Annotated in this window: 28 protein-coding genes; 19 read left to right on the top strand and 9 right to left on the bottom strand. The window is 40.3% G+C overall.

The features are described 5' to 3' along the window. The 3 genes from NSQ17_RS10010 (at position 1) to NSQ17_RS10000 (ending at position 1,414) form a co-directional block, all read left to right on the top strand. The gene (locus NSQ17_RS10010; protein ID WP_024718564.1) at positions 1-282 is read left to right on the top strand and encodes a YokU family protein; all 282 of its coding nucleotides are present in this window, start codon (positions 1-3) and stop codon (positions 280-282) included. Positions 283-361: 79 nt separating this feature from the next. Then, the gene (locus tag NSQ17_RS10005) at positions 362-586 is read left to right on the top strand and encodes a YozE family protein (protein WP_008346438.1); all 225 of its coding nucleotides are present in this window, start codon (positions 362-364) and stop codon (positions 584-586) included. A 147-nt stretch (positions 587-733) separates the two neighbouring features. Then, positions 734-1,414, top strand: coding sequence for a hypothetical protein (locus NSQ17_RS10000; protein WP_008346441.1), 681 nt, complete (start codon positions 734-736; stop codon positions 1,412-1,414). Here the strand turns inward: NSQ17_RS10000 and NSQ17_RS09995 are convergent. Next, positions 1,411-1,545: a hypothetical protein gene (locus NSQ17_RS09995; protein WP_017359686.1), complete on the bottom strand. Its 135-nt coding sequence runs from the start codon at positions 1,543-1,545 to the stop codon at positions 1,411-1,413. The two genes, NSQ17_RS10000 and NSQ17_RS09995, sit on opposite strands and share 4 nt — an antisense overlap. Before the next feature lie 119 nt (positions 1,546-1,664). Between NSQ17_RS09995 and NSQ17_RS09990 the strand changes: the two genes are divergently transcribed. The 5 genes from NSQ17_RS09990 (at position 1,665) to NSQ17_RS09970 (ending at position 4,572) form a co-directional block, all read left to right on the top strand. Next, complete coding sequence (locus tag NSQ17_RS09990) at positions 1,665-1,835, top strand: YozD family protein (protein WP_008346445.1); 171 nt, start codon at positions 1,665-1,667, stop codon at positions 1,833-1,835. A gap of 51 nt (positions 1,836-1,886) precedes the next feature. Continuing rightward, entirely contained in the window at positions 1,887-2,495 is a 609-nt protein-coding gene (locus tag NSQ17_RS09985; RefSeq protein ID WP_217967982.1) for a phosphatase PAP2 family protein, read from the top strand. Between the two features lie 54 nt (positions 2,496-2,549). Further along, positions 2,550-2,867, top strand: coding sequence for a hypothetical protein (locus NSQ17_RS09980; protein ID WP_007500756.1), 318 nt, complete (start codon positions 2,550-2,552; stop codon positions 2,865-2,867). Between the two features lie 110 nt (positions 2,868-2,977). Next, on the top strand, positions 2,978-3,673 hold the full coding sequence (gene deoD / locus NSQ17_RS09975) for a purine-nucleoside phosphorylase (RefSeq protein ID WP_041507069.1): 696 nt from the start codon (positions 2,978-2,980) through the stop codon (positions 3,671-3,673). A gap of 68 nt (positions 3,674-3,741) precedes the next feature. Beyond that, positions 3,742-4,572 carry a M15 family metallopeptidase gene (locus NSQ17_RS09970; RefSeq protein WP_017367458.1) on the top strand — a complete coding sequence of 277 codons (831 nt, stop codon included), beginning with the start codon at positions 3,742-3,744 and terminating at the stop codon, positions 4,570-4,572. A 49-nt stretch (positions 4,573-4,621) separates the two neighbouring features. On the opposite strand, the gene NSQ17_RS09965 is transcribed toward NSQ17_RS09970, so the two are convergent. Both NSQ17_RS09965 and NSQ17_RS09960 read right to left on the bottom strand, forming a co-directional pair. Further along, on the bottom strand, positions 4,622-4,885 hold the full coding sequence (locus tag NSQ17_RS09965; protein WP_024718566.1) for a hypothetical protein: 264 nt from the start codon (positions 4,883-4,885) through the stop codon (positions 4,622-4,624). 92 nt (positions 4,886-4,977) lie between these two features. Further along, on the bottom strand, positions 4,978-5,676 hold the full coding sequence (locus NSQ17_RS09960) for a class I SAM-dependent methyltransferase (protein ID WP_342467393.1): 699 nt from the start codon (positions 5,674-5,676) through the stop codon (positions 4,978-4,980). Positions 5,677-5,827: 151 nt separating this feature from the next. On the opposite strand from NSQ17_RS09960, the gene NSQ17_RS09955 reads away from it, so the two are divergent. Further along, positions 5,828-7,213 carry a S41 family peptidase gene (locus tag NSQ17_RS09955; RefSeq protein WP_058336738.1) on the top strand — a complete coding sequence of 462 codons (1,386 nt, stop codon included), beginning with the start codon at positions 5,828-5,830 and terminating at the stop codon, positions 7,211-7,213. Positions 7,214-7,253: 40 nt separating this feature from the next. Here NSQ17_RS09955 and NSQ17_RS09950 read toward each other — a convergent pair whose 3' ends face one another. From NSQ17_RS09950 to NSQ17_RS09940, 3 genes are all read right to left on the bottom strand, one after another. Next, positions 7,254-8,747 (bottom strand): sodium:solute symporter, encoded by a 1,494-nt coding sequence (locus tag NSQ17_RS09950; RefSeq protein WP_041507073.1) that lies wholly within the window; start codon positions 8,745-8,747, stop codon positions 7,254-7,256. Continuing rightward, positions 8,732-8,950, bottom strand: coding sequence for a DUF3311 domain-containing protein (locus NSQ17_RS09945; protein ID WP_017359680.1), 219 nt, complete (start codon positions 8,948-8,950; stop codon positions 8,732-8,734). The genes NSQ17_RS09950 and NSQ17_RS09945 overlap by 16 nt, the downstream gene beginning before the upstream one ends. A gap of 237 nt (positions 8,951-9,187) precedes the next feature. Next, complete coding sequence (locus tag NSQ17_RS09940) at positions 9,188-9,805, bottom strand: nitroreductase family protein (protein WP_340959514.1); 618 nt, start codon at positions 9,803-9,805, stop codon at positions 9,188-9,190. A gap of 141 nt (positions 9,806-9,946) precedes the next feature. On the opposite strand from NSQ17_RS09940, the gene NSQ17_RS09935 reads away from it, so the two are divergent. After that, positions 9,947-10,279 carry a winged helix-turn-helix transcriptional regulator gene (locus tag NSQ17_RS09935; RefSeq protein ID WP_008346466.1) on the top strand — a complete coding sequence of 111 codons (333 nt, stop codon included), beginning with the start codon at positions 9,947-9,949 and terminating at the stop codon, positions 10,277-10,279. Between the two features lie 75 nt (positions 10,280-10,354). Then, positions 10,355-10,573, top strand: coding sequence for a hypothetical protein (locus NSQ17_RS09930; protein WP_003215921.1), 219 nt, complete (start codon positions 10,355-10,357; stop codon positions 10,571-10,573). Between the two features lie 40 nt (positions 10,574-10,613). On the opposite strand, the gene NSQ17_RS09925 is transcribed toward NSQ17_RS09930, so the two are convergent. Continuing rightward, the gene (locus tag NSQ17_RS09925; RefSeq protein ID WP_024718570.1) at positions 10,614-11,087 is read right to left on the bottom strand and encodes a spore gernimation protein GerT; all 474 of its coding nucleotides are present in this window, start codon (positions 11,085-11,087) and stop codon (positions 10,614-10,616) included. Between the two features lie 86 nt (positions 11,088-11,173). On the opposite strand from NSQ17_RS09925, the gene rarD reads away from it, so the two are divergent. From rarD to bshB2, 4 genes are all read left to right on the top strand, one after another. Continuing rightward, positions 11,174-12,085: an EamA family transporter RarD gene (gene rarD / locus NSQ17_RS09920; protein WP_342467392.1), complete on the top strand. Its 912-nt coding sequence runs from the start codon at positions 11,174-11,176 to the stop codon at positions 12,083-12,085. Between the two features lie 78 nt (positions 12,086-12,163). Continuing rightward, the gene (locus tag NSQ17_RS09915; protein ID WP_008346472.1) at positions 12,164-12,445 is read left to right on the top strand and encodes a hypothetical protein; all 282 of its coding nucleotides are present in this window, start codon (positions 12,164-12,166) and stop codon (positions 12,443-12,445) included. Further along, complete coding sequence (locus NSQ17_RS09910; RefSeq protein WP_008346474.1) at positions 12,442-12,792, top strand: YojF family protein; 351 nt, start codon at positions 12,442-12,444, stop codon at positions 12,790-12,792. The genes NSQ17_RS09915 and NSQ17_RS09910 overlap by 4 nt, the downstream gene beginning before the upstream one ends. A 17-nt stretch (positions 12,793-12,809) precedes the next feature. Beyond that, positions 12,810-13,475: a bacillithiol biosynthesis deacetylase BshB2 gene (gene bshB2, locus NSQ17_RS09905; protein WP_144665631.1), complete on the top strand. Its 666-nt coding sequence runs from the start codon at positions 12,810-12,812 to the stop codon at positions 13,473-13,475. Between the two features lie 21 nt (positions 13,476-13,496). Here the strand turns inward: bshB2 and NSQ17_RS09900 are convergent, their stop codons facing one another. Together NSQ17_RS09900 and NSQ17_RS09895 are read right to left on the bottom strand one after the other, a co-directional pair. Further along, the gene (locus NSQ17_RS09900; protein WP_144665629.1) at positions 13,497-14,864 is read right to left on the bottom strand and encodes an MATE family efflux transporter; all 1,368 of its coding nucleotides are present in this window, start codon (positions 14,862-14,864) and stop codon (positions 13,497-13,499) included. A 59-nt stretch (positions 14,865-14,923) separates the two neighbouring features. Then, positions 14,924-15,049, bottom strand: a complete 126-nt coding sequence (locus NSQ17_RS09895) for a hypothetical protein (RefSeq protein ID WP_003215647.1) — start codon at positions 15,047-15,049, stop codon at positions 14,924-14,926. A gap of 81 nt (positions 15,050-15,130) precedes the next feature. On the opposite strand from NSQ17_RS09895, the gene cdaS reads away from it, so the two are divergent. The 4 genes from cdaS (at position 15,131) to NSQ17_RS09875 (ending at position 19,117) form a co-directional block, all read left to right on the top strand. After that, positions 15,131-15,757, top strand: coding sequence for a sporulation-specific diadenylate cyclase CdaS (gene cdaS / locus NSQ17_RS09890; protein WP_024718575.1), 627 nt, complete (start codon positions 15,131-15,133; stop codon positions 15,755-15,757). A 404-nt stretch (positions 15,758-16,161) separates the two neighbouring features. Continuing rightward, positions 16,162-17,493, top strand: a complete 1,332-nt coding sequence (locus NSQ17_RS09885) for a peptidoglycan endopeptidase (protein WP_024718576.1) — start codon at positions 16,162-16,164, stop codon at positions 17,491-17,493. A gap of 77 nt (positions 17,494-17,570) precedes the next feature. Next, a complete protein-coding gene (locus tag NSQ17_RS09880; RefSeq protein WP_342467391.1) occupies positions 17,571-18,149 on the top strand; it encodes a superoxide dismutase family protein in 579 nt (192 codons plus the stop codon). A gap of 89 nt (positions 18,150-18,238) precedes the next feature. Continuing rightward, positions 18,239-19,117, top strand: coding sequence for a MoxR family ATPase (locus NSQ17_RS09875; protein WP_017359496.1), 879 nt, complete (start codon positions 18,239-18,241; stop codon positions 19,115-19,117).

Genomic DNA, 19,117 nt, shown 5'->3' with positions numbered 1-19,117 from the left:
TTGCTGACATGTGATTGGTGTGAGGAGAAGAAAGCGAACGCAGGACAGACCACAGTCTATTGGGAACTCATCACGGGCACACAATCGATTGAAATTTTGGAAACGCCTTCGATTTCTTGCACGCATTGCGGGATGACGTATCAGAAGGATGAGACAGTAAAAGAGATAGAAGATCAATTAATTTTAGTCGATCAAACAAAACTTCCAGAAAAAATCTCATATGAAGAATTAATGAGCATGGAGCGGTTATTAAAGCGTAATTACTTTGATTTTTCTTCATAAGTTGTACCTCCGCCTATACAAGTCATCAAATTCCTGTATAATATAACAACAAAATAGAGTGTCGCGGAGGGAAAAACAGGTGAAGTCGTTTTACCATTATTTAATGAAGTACAGACATCCAAAACCGAAGGATGACATCAGTCATTTTGCAAATGCTGCTTATGAAGATCACAGCTTTCCTAAAGCATCCACTGATTATCATGAGCTATGTGCCTATTTAGAGTTAAATGGGGACTATTTAAGCTCCATGACGACATTTGACGAGGCTTTTGAGCAATACGAAGTAGAAGTCAAAAAAAAATAACACACACAACCGCTTGTTCCGTATGGAAGAAGCGGTTTTTTCATGAAGAAATAAAATGGCGTTTTGCATGGTGTGGTTGCCCATGCAGAATTCCTTGCGCCGGCATACGATACGTTAAGACCAAAAGTCGGGCAAGGGGGAGACAGAATGAAGGCGAAAGCACCAAAATATAAAGTAGGGGATATTGTCGTCGTTGTCATGTACGGCACAGTTGGAACGATAACAAAAGTCCATCAAATTGACCAACATTATCTATATGAGGTCAATCATAATGAGGTGCTTTATTTTGAAACATCACTTCAGCTTTACGATGAGTACGACGGGGTGATTGTAGATACAGAAAAGCTGGACATTGAATATGAGTTCCTCATTGGCGATGTTGTATATGTAAAGGATTACGGGAAAGAGCTATTTAAAATCATTGGCCATCGGACTGAGATATGGCGCTACCTTGAAGATGGCTGGGAAGATGTCATTTATGAACTGACAAGGTTAAAAGACGGAGAATGGCTGGAAACAGAAGAAGAAGACTTGACGCTTGTCCTAAGGAAATATGAGATGGATCAGTTTGTTCATCAGCTTCTTTTTGTGCATTACGTTGGAGAAACCTCAAAAGAAATAGAGGAAGATATGGTGCAAACCGCTCTATTACAGTTAGAAGAGAAACAAGAAAGCGAAGCATCACTAGAATTTCTCGCTGTATCTATAGTGGATGAGCTTCTTGATATTTACAATGATTATAAAATTCTCTATGAATTTTTCAAAGACCCAGAATATAAGGATATGATGGACTTTATTTTGGAAAGTTTAAACGAACATTTTGGTTAAAAGAAGACTTGTCCTAACACGAATAAAAAGTAAGGAACACAGAAAAAAGCAATCACATAAAACCATCCCCTCAAGATACGGCCCATCACCTGATCAAAAGTATGTCCATCTAAAATGCTTAACCATTTCATTGCCCCATGCCCCTTTTCTTTTCGTTTACTGCATTTATATGTATGGAATGAGCCATTATGACAAATTGTAATAAAAATAAGGCGACGTTCATACATCATAAAAAAGGAGGCGGAAAGCAATGAAAGAAGCAGATTTGGTGATTGATACAGAGGAAATTGCAGAATTCTTCTACACGGAGCTGGTCAAAAGAGGGTACATACCATCTGAGCTGGAAACGTTTGAGCTTGCCGATATTACATTTGAATATATGCTGAGGAAAGCAATGATAGTTGAAGAAGAGGCGCGGTAGGCACTATACTTTGAAGAGATTCTGAGTAGAAAGGGAGGGGAATTGTTTCGCGTGTATGTCATCATTTTTTTCCTTTTGTTTGGCGCCATCGCTGCGCTTATGGTATCTGGTAAGTTTCAAGAATTGGACAACCAGATCATCTTATCGTTTGAGAACATCAGACTTCCTTTTTTAAATGATGTCATGCTGACTTTGACTGACTTTGGTATCAGTGCGCTGCTTGTCCCAATCATGCTCATCTTTAGCGTGGTGCTGTTTATGTATAAACGCTACCACTCTATTATGCTGCTTTTTCTACTATATATAGCAGAAAAAACGGTCAATCATGAACTGAAAGGACTGTTTGCTAGAGAGCGTCCAGCCTTTGATCATCTAGTGAATGAGACCTATTATAGCTTTCCGAGCGGTCATTCTATGAATGCAGCAACGATCTATCCATTTATCGCCTATCTATTAATTGAAATGGTTCCGTGGCTGAAAAAGAGACAAAAAGCAGTCTACATGGTGACAGGGTGTTGTGTGCTGATGATCGGCATCAGCAGGATGTATATCGGTGTTCATTATGTCACTGATGTAGCAGGGGGCTTTGCGATAGGACTAGCTTTATTTCTCATATGTAAAAAGATTGACGAAAAATTGTCCGTCATTCGACAAAAATAGAAGAAGGAAATTCATAGATCCCAGCCAATTTTATATAAAAGGGGAGGGATTTGAATGCAATTGACGTTGAGATTTTTTCAAAAGAAACCTTCAGCTTATCACTTAACCATTTATCAAACACCTGAATATGGTGCAGAAAGCGGACATCAGCCTGTGTACCGGACAAAGATTGGCGGCAGGACACACCTTGATGTACTGGAAAAAGCATTCTCGACATTTAATGTACAAGATACAGTCCCTAATGATTACAATGCACGGTTTATCACAACAGGGGATATCGTTGTGATTGATGACCAGAAAAAAGGGAAGTGCTACTACCAGCTCTTTCCGGCAGGATGGAAACGCAGTGAACGGCTAATGACGATGAGTTAAATATAAACGACGATGCCAGCTTTACTTTCAGCTGGTATTTTCTTTTTTGATCTCAATCGTTTATAATAAATGGGACTAAACACATGTTAAACGTAAGTGGAGGCTAAAAAATGAGTGTACATATTGGAGCAGAAAAAGGACAAATTGCAGAAACGGTATTGCTGCCAGGCGATCCGCTTCGTGCGAAATATATTGCAGATACATATTTAGAAGATGTTGTGTGCTATAACGAAGTGCGCGGCATGTATGGTTATACTGGAACATATAAAGGAAAACGCATTTCTGTACAAGGTACTGGAATGGGCGTACCGTCTATTTCGATCTATGTGAATGAGCTGATCCAAAGCTATGATGTTCAAAACTTAATACGTGTCGGTTCTTGCGGAGCGATCAAAAAAGATGTCAATGTACGTGACGTCATCTTAGCTCAAACCTCATCAACAGATTCTCAAATGAACCGTGTGGCATTTGGACCGATTGATTACGCACCATGTGCTGATTTTGGTTTACTGAAAAAAGCCTACGACACAGCAGAAGCGAAAAAAGTAGCTGTGCGTGTTGGGAATGTATTTACAGCAGACCAGTTTTATAATGAAAAACCACTTGAGCTGATGGACCAATATGGAATTCTAGCGATCGAAATGGAGACAACGGCTCTTTATACGCTTGCTGCAAAATTTGGCAGAAAAGCGTTGTCGATTCTGACAGTGAGTGATCATGTGCTAACAGGAGAAGAAACAACTGCTGAAGAGCGTCAAACGACATTTGACGAAATGATCTTAATTGCACTAGATTCTGTTTTATAATAGTATAAAGGGTGTGCTACGATGTAGCGCATCTTTATTTTTTTAGTAGAGCAAAAGGAAGGTATGTCATGAAGAAAAGCTATAAAATACTCTCAATCGCATCGATTCTTGGTTTGACGGCCGCATTATCAGGCTGCCAGTTGCTGGATCAGAAAAGCGGTACCACTGAATCTAACAAAACAAACGAACAAAAGAACGCAGCAAGTTCATCACCCCAGCAAAACTCAAACGATACGGCAGATTCATCTAATCAAGAGCTGACGTTAAAGAGTGAATATTTCAATGACATCAAGGTAGTGAGCGGACTGAAGACCATTCAAAACCCTGAAAATGTGCTTGCTTTAGTGAACAAAGAATATGCACTGCCAGGAACCTATAAACCTTCTGATCTCGTTGTACCAAAAGTGGAATTCTCTTTTTCAGAGGATATTGAAAAACGATATATTCGAAAAGAAGCAGCGGAGGCACTTGCGAAGTTATTCAAAGGTGCTAAAAAGGAAAACTTTGAGCTTGCTGCAGTATCTGGCTATCGTTCCTATGATCGTCAAAAAGTCATTTTTGATAGTGAAGTGAAACTAAAAGGGAAAGAAAAAGCCCAAGAAGCCGTAGCCTTACCAGGGGAAAGTGAACATCAAACAGGTCTAGCTATGGATATTTCCTCAAAAAGTGCCGGCTTTGAAATCTCTGAAAAATTTGGTGAAACACCTGATGGTAAATGGGTAGCCAAAAATGCTTATAAATATGGCTTTATCATTCGTTATCCAAAAGGGAAAGAAGACATCACGAAATATGAATATGAGCCGTGGCACCTGCGCTATGTAGGGAAAGAAGCTGCAAAAGCGATGCATGATCATGATTTAACATTCGAAGAGTACATGAACAAAGTGAAGAAAATATAAACAAATAAAAGGCCTCCCGAAGCTGGGAGGCCTTCTTTTATACGCCGTTTTAAAAAAAGAGCAAACCTGCTAATGCGAAGCCGGTAATAAAACCGAGTCCAATGCCATAAGCTGGACCCCAGCCATAATAGCCTCCGTAATAACCTCCGTAATAGCCAAATCCTAAGCCCCCGCGGGACCCGCCGACTGGTCGGATATAAACTTTGCGGTTTGTCACCCGCTCAATACGTCCAACATGTACTCTGCCATGACGATCAGTAATTCTAGCTACTTTCCCCATATGCTGCTGACAAAGTTTGTAGTAGCGCTCCATGTTTTTCCTCCTTATGACAAACTCTTTTCACTCTTATCCTATGCGAAAGACTTCATAGAGTTTGGACAAAACATATAGGAGATTCGCTCATTTTATACTGTACATTCAAATACAAGGTGACTCAGATGTTCTCGGTGTGTTTGAATCAGGTCATAGTGTTGCTGTAATGTATCATAAAGAGAAGGTGGTATTTGATCTGATAATTCCATTTCGGTCGGCTCTTCCTGCACCATGTGCTCATCGAATGAGAGAATCTGAATGTCACGGAATCCTGCGGACGCTAACTGCTTTTTCCATTCAGAAAATGAAAAGAGGGAGTGAAACCCATAAAACTCCCGGATGGCTGCCTGTTCTTTTGAGGAAAGCGGCACTTTTAACACAGCCTCATTTGCGATCAATTGTTTTCCAGGAGCAAGCACCCGTTTTATCTCAGCAAGCGCAGCAGGTAAATGGGTGAAACTTAAAACAGATTCACTGATCAGTAGAGAGAACGAGTCATCCGCAAATGGCAGGTGTTCGATCGATGCTTGCTGTGCACGGAAAGGTAGTTGTTCCCGTTCGAATCGCAGATTGGCTTTTTCAATCATCAAAGGGTGTGTATCAATCGCCTCTACTTCATAACCTAAATGTCCTAAATAGGCTGCTGTTTGTCCTGTGCCGCATCCAACATCCAGTATACGATCGTCAGACGCCAAGTTAAGATGCTCAATCATCGTTTTTGTTAGCTCAATTCCACCAGGATGGGCACCTGATACCCCAAAATAAGCAAGCATTTCTACATAGTCACTCATGGAATCCCTTCTTTCTTTATCATGTTTCTCTCTAAAGATTATGCATTGCAGGGCGAAATGGCTTATCTTTTCAAATAGAAGTTTGATCCTTTGGTTGACGGATGAAGAATCGTCCTTGATAATAATGAAAGGAGATAAAGGTGGTGTTTTTTTGAAAAAACAATTCAAGTTCGTGATAGCCATTCTGGTGACAGCAGCACTTTCCTCAGCGATTACATTTGTGATCACAAAACAAGGTGCTGTCAGCGTTTCAGGAGATGAGAAGTTTAGTAAACTCATGGCTGCATATACGAAGGTAAAAAACGAGTATTACGAAAAAACGGATGATCAAAAACTAGTAGACGGTGCGATTCAAGGAATGATTGCATCACTTGATGATCCATACTCTACATATATGGATCAGGAGGAAGCCGAAGGGTTTAACAACACCATTTCATCTTCATTTGAAGGAATTGGTGCACAAGTAGAAGAGAAGGATGGACAAATTTTAATTGTCGCACCGATTAAAGGCTCTCCTGCTGAAAAAGCTGGTTTGAAACCTCATGATCGTATTTTAAAAGTGGATGGTAAAAGTACAAAAGGCATGTCAGTGAATAAAGCCGTTTCTATTATCAGAGGGAAAAAAGGAACGGATGTCAAACTGCATTTGAACAGACAAGGTGTTGGAAATGTGGATGTGACAATCACAAGAGATACCATCCCGCTTGAAACGGTGTATGCAAAACTAACAAAAGATAAAATAGGCGAAATCCAAATCACGTCTTTTGCTGAAACGACGTCTAAAGAGTTAGATAAAGCGATTGATGACCTCGAGAAAAAAGGGGCAAAAGGTTTTGTCATTGATCTGAGAGATAATCCAGGCGGCATTATGACAGAAGCAATTGAAATGAGCAATGACTTTATCGATAAAGGAAAAGTCATTATGCAGGTTGAGGAAAAAGGAAAGAAACAAGTGTACAAAGCGGAAAAAGAACGCAAAGTTCATCAGCCGGCAGTTGTTCTTGTAAACGGCGGTTCAGCGAGTGCTGCTGAAATCATGGCGGCAGCTCTGCACCAATCCTCCAGCATTCAACTTGTTGGAGAAAAGACATTTGGTAAAGGGACTGTTCAAAATGCCCAAAGCTACAATGATGGTTCTAGTGTGAAATTAACCATTGCCAAGTGGCTGACACCAGACGGGTCTTGGATTCACAAAAAAGGAATTGAGCCACAGGTGAAAGCATCTCTGCCGAGTTATGCGAAGCTGCCATACTTAAGTCCGAAAAAGACGTATCAACTGAATGATGATGGAGATGAAGTCAAAGCGGCTCAAAAAATGTTCCAAGCGCTTGGCTACAAAGCAAAAGCCAATGGAGAATATGATCAAGCATTCCAGTCGGTCGTGAAAAGGTTCCAATCAGATCACGATCTAAAGGCTGATGGTATTCTGACAGGGGACACAACGACGGTACTGATGACAAACATCCAAGATAAGCTCAAGAAAAATGATACGCAAATGAAAAAAGCCATTGAAGTGTTGAAAAAAGAAATGAAATAGAAAAAGCAGTCCTCATCAGGGGACTGCTTTTTTTCTTGTGTTACGCTTTGTTAGCCACAGGTTCCGTTGTTTTCCCATTCTTTTCAAACAAATCACTTGTCACAGAATTAGATGTGACATTCTTCTGGAAGAATGGATTCAATATCAAGATGACCACAACGTTTGCTAGTAAACCGAGAAAGCCTTCATAAAGGCCGAATGTCATTTGTGTCATATTCGCTGTAAAGGTCACGATAATTCCTACGATGAGCCCCGCAATCGTTGCTTCTCTCGATTGTTTTTTCCAGAACAAGCTGATGGCAATGGCTGGGAAAATTTGAACCATTCCAGAAACACCGATCAGCTGAAGCGTGACAAGCGCAGTCGGGAACAGCATTCCGAATAAAAGAGCAAGACCGATCACGATAAATACCATCGAACGTGTAATGATCGTTAACCGTTTAGGTGACACATTTGGATGGATTAAATCACGGTACAAATTATTGGCAAATAAATTCGACGCCCCAATGGCCATGATCGAACATGGAATGAGAGAAGCAAGTGCAATCGTTGAATACGCAAGCCCCTGCATCACGCCGCCATATGACGTCTGAATTAAATGAAGAAGAGCAAATCTTGGATTTGTATCTTCCGGTAAGACTAAAAAGGCAATGAAGCCAAGGAAGATGACCAAAATCAATACAATGTTGTAAAGAGGTAAAAACATACTGTTTTTACGGATGGCATCTGCGCTTTTGGCTGTGAAAACACCAGTTGCTGCATGAGCCCACATAAATAATGCGAGTGCAGAAACACCTGATGCGGTAATAAACCACAAAATGCCTTTAGGGCCGCTTTCAGGAATCGTCAGAAGCTGTGGAGCTTCCTTAGCTAACGTATTCATCATTGGTGTCCAGCCGTTAAAATGAATAATCGGGAGGGAAACGACCATAAAGAGCATGATCACCCAAACAAGAATATCTTTAATAATGGCTGTATATGTAGGACCTTTAATACCACTGAAAAATGTATAAAGTGCAACTAAAATAAATGAAATCATAACCACTGCATTCACATTAATATAACTCGTTCCAGCGACAGTTAACGTATCTTGAATCCCGCTTAGCTGAAGACAAATGTATGGAATGAGCATAAGTACACCAACAATGGCAATCAAACTGGATAACAGTTTACTGTCAAATCGCTCACGTGCATAATCAGCAAGTGTTGTCAGCTTGTGATTTTTTGCAACCGTCCAAAGTTTTGGCAAGAAGAAATACGCAATAAAATAAGCAAGAACGGAATAGGGGATAGCGAAAAAAGCAACACTTCCTGCTGTATAAGCTGTACTTGTGAGCCCTAAAAAGGTATAAGCAGTATATAAGTCTGCGCCAACAAGGAACCAGACGAGAAGCCCGCCAAATTTTCTCCCGCCAACAGACCATTCTTCTACTGATTGTCTTGATGATTTATCACGACCAGCGGCAAAACCGATGACCACGACGATGAAAATGATACTTGCAGTAATCAATAAAGCTGTTAAGTTTCCTTGCATTCGTCAGTTCCTCCATTTGAATGTTGCATCCTGTAAATGATAAATGTGCAAACGGGTGTGAGTACAATCCATAGTAAGAGCCAGAAGTGGAAAAAAGGCAGCCCGATGACAAATGGATGAATACGATTCACAAAGGGGAGCAGTGCAAGCTGTCCAATGAATGGAATCGCGATAAGTAGCGCCAGTATCAGTTTTTTGTTCATGTTTTCCTCCTCTAATATTTTGTAATTTCATAATAATAGCAGTTGTCAGATTAGATCACAAGACCATTTTCAGAAAAAACAATCATTTTTATGAATATCATACTAATATAACGCTTTCATTTTTTAAAAGAGGTAAATACTGAAGAATGAGAAAGGAAGACTTGAAAATAAGTATGGAAAAATAATATTTAAAGCAAATAAAAAAGCCCCAGCATGACGCTGAGACTGTGCCGTTTTTTATAGGAAATCAGATACTTCTTCGATGTCAAAACGATTGCTTTTGTGAGCTTCTTTTGCTGCTTTCCCGACAGAAATCAACATCACTGGTTCGTATCGAGCACTCACATTGAATTCTTTTACGTACGCTTCTTTACTGAAACCGCCCATTGCGCATGTATCATATCCCATTGCTTTCGCCGCAATCATTAACTGCATAGCAGCTAACGAAGCGTTTGAATACGCAGCTTCACGTGCATATTGCTCGCTTTGGTAAGCACCATTGATTTGCGTCATCAATGTTTCTTTAATATCTTCTGTGATGAAGCCTTGTTCTGCTAGCTCACTGTAGATTTTTTCACCCTTTAGATTGGCTTCAAGGTCACCTAGCACAGCAATCACAGCTGATGCTTGTGAGACTTGTTTTTGGTTGTAAGCAATTGGAAGAAGTTTTGCTTTTGATTCAGCACTATGGAAAACAGTGAAATGCCAATGCTGAAGGTTCCAAGCAGATGGTGCTTTTGTTGTGATATCAAGAAGCTCTTTTAACTCTTCTTTTGTCATTTCATGAGTTGTATCATACTCTTTTACTGAAGCTCTTTCTTTTAAAATGTCAATCGTTTTTTGATCGCTCGCCATATGGATATTTCCTCCCGTTTTTGCAAATAGTATGGTACAATAAATAAAAAAGTGAGAAACTTACTTATTGTAACTAGAGATATATTTTAAATTGTACACCGTTAGTTTGTCAAACGATTATGAAAAGAAAGGCTGAAATATATGGAATTTCAATTATGTCCAAACATTCAGCAAGCTTTTTTGCTTCTTGGCAAAAGATGGAATGGTCTCATCATTCATGTATTGCTTGATGGTCCGAAGCGGTTTAAAGACCTGACGGACATTATTCCATCCATCAGTCAAAAAATGCTCGCAGAACGCTTAAAAGAGCTTGAGCAAGAAGGAATCATAAAGCGCACTGTACTTCCTGAAACGCCAGTTAAAGTCATCTATTGTTTAACCGAAAAAGGGAGTGCATTACATGGTGTGTTCGGAGAAGTATCGCGCTGGGCAGGGGAGTATGCTGGATCTCATGTGAAAAAGGAGCAAGCCTAGTTTTAGGTTTGCCCAAACGTTTTGTCTCCTAATGAATATGCTGATGTTAGGCACATGACAAAGGAGGAGAAAAGCATGTACCCTCATACTCCGTATTTTCGAGGCGGTGCCCCTGGCATTCCGCCATATGAATCTAGAGTCCCTTTGTTTTTTGGTTTTGGCGCTCCTTTAGTCGGCGGACTGCTTGGCGGATTTCTAGGAAGTGCGATTTTTAATTATCCTCGTCCATATTACCCGCCACCACCACCGCCTGTTCCACCACCTTATGGCGGCGGATATCCACCATATTATTAAGAAAAAAGAGTAAGCCTGCTTCCATTTCAAAGCAGGCTTTTTATAATGGAATATCAATTTCAGAAATGCCTGGATCATCATGCTTTAAAAACATAATTTCTAAAATACCATCTTGATACGATGCCTTCGTTCCTTTTCTTTTCACAGCAGCAGGCAGGACAACCTTCTTTTGTTTATTCTCTTCAGGAAAATGATCAATAAACAGCAGATTGGCTGTATGTTTGATTTTTACTTTTTCCGTGTTCGGACGATCGAGCTCTATTTTGACAAACACGTGATCTGTCGTCTCAAATACTTCAACATTCGGCTCTTTCTTTTTTTTATCGTCTGTCTCTCTTGTTTTCTGCTGCTGAGACAGCGGATCCTGAAAGGGGAATTGAGCAGAATAATTGGAGCCGAAAACACTTTCCATGACTTGATTGACATATTGCTCAACGTCTTTAGGATCTGAATTTTTTAACGCTTCTTTTGAAAATTGCTTTTGAAAAGGGAATAATCGGTTCCAGTCAAACATGCAAATCATCCTTTCTAAATGCCCTGAATTAGTATATGCCCATAAAGTGATGTGCGTGCTATAATATACGATAGGTTTAGAAAGGAATGGTTAGATTGAACGAACAACAATCAAAAGGTGTCTTATATACGGCTGCATCTTTTACATTATGGGGATTGTTCCCATTATATTGGAAACTGATGGAGCATATTTCGTCAGGCGAAATTTTAGCGCACAGAATAGTATGGTCCTTTGTTTTTATGTGCGGTATTCTTTTATATTTAAAGCAAGTCCGTCCAGCGACGCAGACTGTGAAAGGTCTGATGATAGATGGAAAAGCACTTTTTTCATTACTTTTATCGGCTATTTTAATTTCGGTCAACTGGTATGTATACATTTGGGCGGTAAATCACGATCTTATGCTGGAAGCGAGTTTAGGGTATTATATTAATCCGCTTGTATCAGTTTTACTAGGCATCATTTTCTTAAAAGAACGACTGAATAAATTGCAAACCACCGCCATTCTCATTGCCGCAGCTGGGGTCATTATCTCAACTGTTCAGTACGGCTCATTTCCTGTCGTGGCTTTCGTATTGGCTTTTAGTTTTGGGTTTTATGGACTGATTAAAAAAAGAATGAGTTTTACGAGTGCCATTGGATTAACCATTGAAACACTGCTTCTTGCACCAGCTGCGCTTGTTTACTTATTCTTCTTCTTAAAAGAACCTGTTGTCACGATGAATCCGAGCAGCTTCGGCTCTCTTGGGCTATTATTTTTTGCAGGTGTCTTTACAGCTGTACCGCTTCTTTTATTTTCTGAAGGGGCCAAAAGAATTCCTTTATACCAAGTTGGTATTTTGCAGTATATTGCACCGACCATTACACTCTTTTTGGGGCTGTTTGTGTATCACGAACACTTATCTGCAGCAAAAATCGTGACATTCCTCTGTATTTGGGTGGCGATTTTACTATTTACAACCTCTCAACTGCGAATGAAAAAAACAGCGAATTCTCATTAAAGAGACGAAGCAGTTTGCTTTTTTTTGCAGGCGGATCATGTCATAATAAGTTGTTACCAAAACTGTAGAGGTGATCACATGTCATCAGTCGATGAGCTTGCACACGCTTATCAATCTTTATGGAAAAATCGGCAGCTTGATGTAGTGGATATGACTTCATTACACGAGGCGATACGAGATGATTTGCTTGATGCACGCACCCATCCTCGCGCAAGAAAGTCATTACATCAAAAGTATGTACTCGCTGTGGAAAGAATTTTAGAAAGCACGATTGAACAGGGTCATCAACTACAGCTGATCAGCTTACATACGAAAAAGCTGCGAGAACTAATTCAAAATGAAGGAAGGAACCACTCATGAAACCAATTCAAACGGAAGATGTCACAGCACATCTTGAATCGTTTTTAAATCGGCCAGTCTTCGTTCATCTTGAAACGACAACTGGTTCTTATTCAGCTCATGTGAATGAGCAAAATATGACGGTCGTGGCGTATATCCGCAACGCAAAAGTCGTCTATTCACAGGCGAAAATAAAAGGACAAGGTCCATACCGTGTCGGGATGAAAACAGAAGATGGCTGGATTTACGCAGAAGGTTTAACCGATTACGTGTTTGATGAACAAGGCCGCCTGCTGTTAGCAGGTCACCTGCCAGACGGAAAACTAGCGATCTCATTACAAATTAGTGAAACACCATTTCAGGTGTAGGAGAGAGGGGAACAGTGATGAACGAACATGTACTTGTGATGCTGCCTCACCCCGACGATGAATCCTTCGGGGTCGCAGGGCTCATCGCGAAAAGCAGAAAACGTGGAATTCCAGTGACGTATGCATGCGGGACACTTGGAGAAATGGGAAGAAATATGGGAAGTCCAACATATGCTAACCGTGAGACACTTCCTGAATTAAGAAAACAGGAATTAATCAATGCATGTAAAGAAATGGATGTCACAGACTTGCGAATGCTTGGTCTTCGGGATAAAACGTTGGAATTTGAAGATGATGAGTATTTAGCGGATGTGATGGAAAGTATTATTGATGAAGTGAAACCAACCCTTATTGTCACATTTTATCCAGGTCATGGTGTACACCCTGATCATGACGCGACAGGTGAAGCGGTCATTCGTGCTCTATACCGCAAGAAAAAAGAAGACCGTCCCGTCACATACTGTATGGCCATTACGAAAAATCGAGAAGAAGTGCTAGGAAATGCCGATATTGTGATTGATATTACGGATGTAGCCGATATCAAATTAAATGCACTAAGAGCGCATAGAACACAAACAGAAGGCATGCTAAGAGAGCTTGAACAAAAGTTGAAAAACAAAGAACCAGTCGTCCAAAAATGGTTTGATGAAGAAATTTTCTGGACGTATCAATGGAATGACTAAATGAAAGGCAGCTGACTTCAGTCAGCTGCCTTTTCCTGTTGTATCAGAATGCATACTTCTTTCAATCAACCTGAGACGAACAAATAGGACGATGGCACCTGCGGCAAGCCCAGTAATCAGCCCAATCCAATAACCAAACGCTCCAAATGAGGTATACGTGCCAATCAAGTAGCCAGCTGGAAGGCCGATGACCCAGTAAGAGACAAACGCAGCAATCAGTGTATAATTCACATCTTTATACCCGCGTAGAGCTCCCTGAATTGGTGCGGCGATCGCATCTGACAGCTGGAAAAAGATCGCATACATCAAAAAGTGCTGTGTCATTTGTAAAACAGCTGATTCAGTTGTATATAAACCAGCGATCTCAGGTCTAAATAACAAGATGAGGGCTGCGGTACATAATGAGAACAAAACAGCTGTTGCAATGCCAATATAGCTGTAGCTTTTTGCGTCTTTATACCGCATGGCACCGGCTTCAAAACCTACAACAATCGTTAAAGCCATTGAGATACTAAGCGGCAGGATATATAAAATAGAAGCAAAATTCATCGCTGCTTGGTGACTGGCGATTGTCACGGTATCAAAGTGACCCATTAAGAGCGTGACAGCTGCAAAAATACTTGTTTCAAAAAAGATCGCAAACCCAATAGGGATACCGATTTTCAGTATTTGACCCATTCGGGAGACGTTAAAACGAGGTAATGTCTGAAACAACCGAAAGGATGCAAACGGTTCGGCTTTGATGACAATACAAATACTCATGATGAAAATTGCCCAATACGTCAGCGCAGATGCAAGACCTGCCCCTGCACCGCCAAGCTTTGGAAACCCAAAGTTTCCAAAAATAAAGAGATAATTTAAAACAAAATTAATAGGAAGTGCGGTTAACGTAATGAACATCGTCACACGTGTTTTTCCTAATGCATCAATGAACGATCTCATGACTGAATAACCAAAAAGCGGGATGATTCCAATAGCAAGGAAGCTGAGAAAATGACGGGCAATGATTTCTACGGATGGTTCAAGCCCAAGTCTCCCTAAAATAAAAGGAACACACAACGATCCAATGACAATCACCACGATACTTAAAAGAAAAGATAAATAAATGGCCTGAAAGACTGCACGAGGAACACCTTCCCTGCGACCGCCGCCCATCAACTGAGCCACTATAGGGGTAACAGCCATTAAAATACCAGCGAGACCAGTATAAACAGGTGTCCAAATGCTCGAACCGATCGCTACACCTGCTAGGTCTTCTGCACTCACTTTTCCAGACATCACCGTGTCTAAAAATGTGATGAGCGAAAGACCTGCTTGTGTAATTAAAATCGGAATCAATATGGTTAAAAATTGTGCCAACTTTGCTCGAATACTATTCGTTTCTCTCATCATAAGTTCCTCTCTGAACAGAAATAACGAGAGGAATTATATCACGCTATGTAAAAAAATCAATTCTCCGTCGGATTATTTTTCTTTGAGGGCTTCGTTTTTTTGAACATTTGGGCATAAATAAAAGAAAGACTGACAACACCTAAAATGCTGCAAGCATATTGAATCACTTTTTGAATGGTCATATTGAATTCACCTCCATACAAATAGAATGTGCACAATTTGTTATTTTATGACACAAGCGAAAGAAGGAGGGACATGGTGAGATGATCAATCGCACAAATGAAGAAGCGATGTTTAAGTTAGAAATGAAATCTCATTTAACGCAAATTATGATGGATGCAAGGAAAATTGTCGATTCGCTTGACCAGACGGAACAATGCCTTCTTTGTGAACTCGAATCATTGCATGATCAGTTTAATGAAATGCATGCAGAGGCTTCCTCATTTTATTTACAAGCATATATGGAAGAATTCACACCAGGTTTTGCTCAATTTTCTTTAGCCATTGAGAACTTATCAAAACAAAAGCATGGCGCACTGATTGTGATTCAAAGGAGAGATGAGGTGGAGGATTATATACAAAAAGGGACAAACCTCCATGCGAAAATTAGCGCATCATTAATAGAAAGCATTTTCTATCCTGGAAACCCACTTCATGATGGCGCCCTTTTAGTGAAAGAAAACACGCTTGTTTCCGCTGCAAATGTCCTACCGCTCACCTCGAAAAAAGTCAGCCCTTCTCTAGGCACAAGACACCGGGCAGCTATTGGACTTTCTGGCATGACTGATGCCCTTGTTCTTGTGGTATCAGAAGAAACAGGGAAAATGTCGTTTGCGAAAGAAGGCGTCCTCTATCCGTTAACTGTAAAAGATCAAGAAATCAGAAAGTAAACATGAACACAGCATTCTTCATTGGGAAGGGTGCTTTTTTTATTGAGGAGAAAAAACAGGCAATTAAGTAAAAAGTCATTTGATACAGAAAAATTTGTCATGTAGAATAGAACTATGAAACTAGCAACGTGCTTGTTTTGACAAATTTCTAAACGTCAACTTAAAAATTCCTTAAAAAATGTTTATAAATACAGCAAACAGCCGATAGAAACGATATGGCTTTGTTTTAGCATTTTGAGTTTGCTGCTCTAAAACCTATTTAGTATTGCCCAACGTCTTCATGTCGAGTAATATTATAGAAATAAAGATAAAATAGTGCAAGAGAAGCAGAACCATTAAATGCTAAACTCAAAACTAGTACATAAGTCTTATGGTATGAAATCATGAAAGGCGGAGATTCATCTATGAAGAAAAAAGTAGTAACCGGCCTCACAGTTTCAGCGATCGCAGGCTCAGCTGTTATTGCTGCACCGGCAGAAGCACAGACGATCAAGGTGAAAAGCGGTGACTCACTTTGGAAGATTGCCGAACAGTACAACACAAGTATTTCGGAACTTCAATCTCTTAATCAATTAAAAACGACGATGATTTTTGCAGGACAAAGCTTAAAGATTCCTAGTGCAAAAAGTTCAAAATCCAGCTCATCAACAAGTTCAAAAGCAACGAAATCAAGTGCTTCAACAACATCTAGCTATACAGTCAAGCTTGGGGATTCATTATGGCTGATTGCGAAGAATCACAAAATGTCAGTTGCAAGTTTGAAAAGTTTGAACAGCTTAAACAGTGACCTCATTCGTCCTGGACAAAAGCTGAAAGTGTCTGGAACAGCGAAAACGAGCGGCAGCCAGTCCTCAAATTCAAACTCAACATCTAATTCTAGCTCAAGTAACAAATCAACGAATTCTAATAGTTCGTCGTCAGCATCTAGTACATATAAAGTGAAATTAGGCGATTCACTTTGGAAAATTGCCAATTCGTTAAATATGTCGATTGGTGAAATTAAAACATTGAACTCGCTAAAATCTGATACGATTTATCCAAATCAAGTATTGAAGGTAAAAGGAACGGTGACGTCAAAACCAAGTCAGCCGAAAGCACCTGCTCAACCTAGCACGCCTTCAAACAGCAATCAGTCTTCAAGTAGTAAAACCACATCTTATACGGTTAAATCAGGTGATTCATTATGGAAAATTGCGAATCAGTTTAAGGTGCAGGTTCAATCAATCCGCACAGCAAACAGCTTGAAAAGTGATGTGCTGAGAATTGGACAAGTATTAAAAATCAACGGAACAGCTTCCGGTTCAACTGGATCTAATGGTTCTACGTCAAACGGTTCAACAACACCGGTCAACAATAATAAAAATGACGTTCCAATGAATGCAAAAATCACGACAATGATTCAAGAAGGTAAAAAGCTCACAGGCATACCTTACAGATGGGGCGGCAATACACCAGCTGGATTTGATTGCAGCGGCTTTGTTTACTATCTCATTAATAAGGTTTCATCAGTATCTAGATTGAGTACAGCAGGATACTGGAATATGATGACGCCTGTCAGCACACCACAAGTTGGAGATTTTGTTTATTTCACAACGTACAAAGCAGGTCCTTCTCATATGGGACTATACCTAGGTGGAGGAGATTTCCTTCATGCAAGTGACAGCGGAGTAGGAATTTCAAACTTAAGCAATCCTTATTGGAAAAAAGCCTATCTAGGTGCGAAACGTTTCTTCTAAAAAAGCCGATTTTCGGCTTTTTTTGTTTGCCCGTTGCTGTGATTGTCCATACTGATAACAAAAGGGGGCAGTCATAAATGAAAAAGTCAGTGTGGATGATGATGATATGTTTGATCTTTACCGCATCAGCATGTCATGCACCGCCGAAAAAAGAAACGACAGAAGAAACAAGAGAAGTTGCCGCACCTAAACAAGCACCAGTCACAACGTCACTCATAAACGAAAGCGGGCAAAAAATAGGGAGCATTGAAATAAGAGAGTCCTCAGAAAATGGGCTGGATCTGCATGTGAAAGCGAAAGGACTGCCGCCAGGTCCTCACGGCTTTCATATTCATGAAACAGGAATATGTGAAACGCCAGATTTTGAAACGGCGGGGGCTCACTTTAATCCGACCCATAGAGAGCATGGCTTCGACAACCCAAAAGGGCATCATGCTGGAGATATGCCTAATTTAGAAGTAGGGGCAGATGGTCAAATTGACGTCGTTGTGAATGTTCCGAATGTGACGGTCAAAGGAGGCCCGAATCAATTGGTTGATCAAAACGGGCGAAGTTTCATCATCCATGCAGAAGCAGATGATTACTTAAGCAACCCTTCTGGCAACTCAGGGAAACGCATTGCTTGCGGAGCCATCACAAAAGAAATGGTAAAATAACAGAAGTCGAACCTTTATGTATTGAGTGCATAAAGGTTTTTTTAGTATACTTGGTGAGGAAAATGATCGAAGAGAGGAATTAATCATATATGTTTAACCAACCAGCACTCCCAGAAGAAATTCAAGCAATGATCGAAGCAAAAGGAAAAGTTCTCGAAGAAGAATTTCGTCCGCTTATCGGAACAGGCGGCTATGAATCACAAGATACGTCTATTATTCAAGATGCCATGATTGCACTTGCCCTAGGAAAAAATGTTCTGTTAAAAGGACCGACGGGCTCAGGTAAAACAAAACTAGCAGAAACTTTATCAGCTTTCTTTCAACAGCCGATGCATAGTGTAAACTGCTCAGTTGACCTTGATGCAGAAAGTCTAATTGGCTATAAAACCATCCATAATGATGGACAAGTTGCTTCTATAGAATTCATTGAAGGACCCGTTACAAAAGCAATGAAAAAAGGACACCTTTTATATATTGATGAAATCAACATGGCAAAACCAGAAACACTGCCTATTTTAAACGGTGTGCTTGATTACAGAAAAATGATGACAAACCCATTTACAGGTGAAGTCGTTAGAGCAGAAGAAGGTTTTGGCGTGATTGCAGCAATCAATGAGGGATATGTGGGGACAGTGCCGCTCAATGAAGCGCTGAAAAACCGTTTTGTTGTCATTGAAGTTCCTTACATTGGCGGCGGCATTTTAAAAGAAGTACTGCACACTCAATCCGTATTAAAGGATGAGCGGTTAATCGATCAATTCGTACAGCTTTCATCAGATCTCATCGTCCAAGCACACAATGGACAGGTCAGTGAAGAAGCCGCATCCATTCGCGCACTGTTAGATACATGTGATCTTGCGCAATATATCCCGCCGCTTCGTGCAATTGAACGAGGAATTGTAGAGAAGCTAGAAGATGACCGGGAAAAAGCAGCGGTAAGAAATATCGCTCAAACATTATTCGAGTGA

Origin of the sequence: Bacillus sp. FSL W8-0629, assembly GCF_038593225.1 — a bacterium.
Taxonomy (GTDB): domain Bacteria; phylum Bacillota; class Bacilli; order Bacillales; family Bacillaceae; genus Bacillus; species Bacillus altitudinis.
The sequence above is the reverse complement of the archived record's forward strand: the minus strand, read 5'-3'. Positions and strand labels throughout refer to the sequence as shown.